General features: G+C 47.6%; 3 protein-coding genes. 1 reads left to right on the forward strand and 2 read right to left on the reverse strand.

The genetic code is table 11. The features are described 5' to 3' along the window. Positions 1-120: 120 nt before the first annotated feature. Both B5F88_RS19030 and B5F88_RS19035 read right to left on the reverse strand, forming a co-directional pair. Positions 121-681 carry an SLOG family protein gene (locus B5F88_RS19030; RefSeq protein ID WP_087936995.1) on the reverse strand — a complete coding sequence of 187 codons (561 nt, stop codon included), beginning with the start codon at positions 679-681 and terminating at the stop codon, positions 121-123. A 131-nt stretch (positions 682-812) separates the two neighbouring features. Then, positions 813-1145: a helix-turn-helix transcriptional regulator gene (locus tag B5F88_RS19035; RefSeq protein WP_087936996.1), complete on the reverse strand. Its 333-nt coding sequence runs from the start codon at positions 1143-1145 to the stop codon at positions 813-815. Between the two features lie 463 nt (positions 1146-1608). Here B5F88_RS19035 and B5F88_RS19045 point away from each other — a divergent pair. Continuing rightward, on the forward strand, positions 1609-2527 hold a 919-nt coding region (locus tag B5F88_RS19045; RefSeq protein ID WP_087936998.1), incomplete at its 3' end, for a hypothetical protein.

Here is a 2527-nt window from a genome sequence, read left to right on the forward strand (position 1 = left end):
CATACCGTATCACTCATGTCATGGCGTTGTTGTTCATTGCTCATAGGAACACCTCTTTCTGGCCTATTGTTCCTATTATACCACATTACTCGTGTAAACACTATTTAGCAAATCTTCAGGCTATCCAAAATTGATTGAAAAAGTATTTGGATTCAATGTCCACACCACTTTATTTAAAGAATGCGCATAGTTTACTGTCATGCCAGTACCACCAGGGCTTCCGTCCCAAACCGCTAAAACAAAATCGGCATGCTCAACCATGTAGCGATTTCTTTTTTTCATGCAGTCAGGTGTGTAGTGTGTTTGAAGCAGCGTCTCCTTATCACATCGCTCCACGATTGCAAAGTATCGATTTCGGTAACGCTCGGACCACTTAGCAGCCTGAGTTTCACATGGGATCGCACATTCAAGGGTGATGAATGGAAATTGTGACTTCAAATCCAGTACTATCTCAGCAGTGTATGTATCAATTCCAAGAGCCATACCCGAAATAAAGTGTGTAACATTTTTCTGTTCAATCATCTGCACAATGAGTTTACGGAGTTCTGCTTTTAAGCGCAAACACCGTCCATCTGTCTCATCAAACCGGAATGGAAGGTTTTGTGGCCTATGACCTGTAAAGGCGCATTTTAATCCAGCCACATGTCTCTTTCTGGTGAATGTCAGTATTTTCTCGAACATTTTACTCTCTCCTGTATATATGGATTAACAGTATAGTATATAATGCTAATCCATAGTATAACATACAATGAGAGATCTGCACTAAAAAAACAAAGGCCGCAAATCATCATTTGCTGCCTTTGTGTTCAATACTATTTCTTTTTCTTGGCCTGAACAATTAGTAATTCAATGATTTCCAAAATCCGCTGCTGCTCTTCTGGCGGAAGTCCCGCAATCTTTTCTGAAAGCCATGTTGCCCGGTATTCAGTAGTATGCTCGATGACATCGCAGAAGATCGAGTCTGCAGATGTTTTCAGACCATTGATAATGGCAACTAACTTATCATATCGCGGAAATGATGCGCCTCGCTCAATAGTTGAAATGTAATTTGTGGTCAGGCCAAGTTGCTCCGCAAATTGCTCTTGCGTTAATCCCAACTCCTCACGGCGCTGCTTGATTCGCTCCCCGATCCGTCTATCAATCATCTCGAAAGTCCGCTGCTCCTTTCTGTGGTGATACAATTTAGTATACGGATTAGCGGCACATTCATACAGAAACGCTAATACATAGAGAGTGGATTAGCGGATTATAACTGAAGGAAGTTTTTAGATTAAGACATTCCGGTAAACAAAGCGTAAATTTATCACGCAACATAAATACATCTTTCGGAACGAGTGAAGATATGATATAATTTATTCAAATTATGCCCTTTTCAGGTACTGCATTTGGGCATGATTATGGATCATGAGGTTATACGATGAAAGAGAAACCAGAGCAGTTAATCACTGCATCTTTGATATATGAGGAAATTATCTTGTCTGTGGAGGAAACCACATCTGGCAGTAGATGTGGGTCCTTTGGTGCGGCCTTTTCACGCCCTGCGTCAGCCTGTCCAAGTGACAGCGTGTCGCGGGGCGTTTTTCTATCTTTGGAAAGGAGTCAAAGAATATGAGTCTGAAATATACCTGCCCCAGCTGTGGGACCCCCTTGGGCTATGAGGGATTGTGCTGGAAATGCAAATCTGAACAGGAGCGGAAGGCTGCTCTTGCCTGGACACCGGAACAAATCACAGAGAAGCAGAGAAACCTGATCCGGAACATCCAGCGGCTGGCGGAGATGGAAGACCCGGAGTTCACCGACTTCTGGCAGCTGCTTAGCTACCATAATGCCATCGCCCCGGAGATCCAACGGGCGGCACTGGCCGCAGAGGTGTTCTGGCCCTGTGAAATCTATTATCACGCTCCTGCCGATGTGCGGGATGGTCTGATTCATGCGCTGTTGTCTGCGGAATATTCCAGCGCGGCTTCCAACCTGATGAGTTGCCTTGCTATGCAGGGAGATGACAAGGCAATGGAGACGCTGCTGGAGCTGGAGCGAAATCCCCGGCCCTGGCGCAAGGGCCTCTATGTGGATCCGTCCAGCTATGCGCAGATTGGCGGCTGGACCTTCGATAAGGAGGGCCAAAGAATCCAACTCAACTTCGACACCTGCTATCCTATGGTCAAAGGAACCACCGGCGAGAAATCTCCCGTCCGCATTGGCCGGGCGCGGGAGGATACATGCCCCCACTGCGGCGGACGGATGGTGGACATACTGGTATTGGACGGACGGGATGAGCGGCTCCGGTTCCTGGGCCTGGATGGCATCCTAACTGCCACCTGCTGCCCCAGCTGCGTGGGATTTCTGAAAGGTCCGGCCTTTAACAGTTTTACCCTGGATGGCGGCGTGGAGGTCTTTCCCTCCGAGCTATTTGACGGCGCGGAGAAGACGGATTGCTATGTCAGTCCCGAGGAATACAAGGCCCTCACGGAAAATCCCTTTGTGCTGGGCGAAGCGCCTGTGCCCCTGTTTTACGGCGCGGCCTGCC

Source organism: Flavonifractor sp. An306, from assembly GCF_002159455.1.
GTDB lineage: Bacteria > Bacillota > Clostridia > Oscillospirales > Oscillospiraceae > Flavonifractor.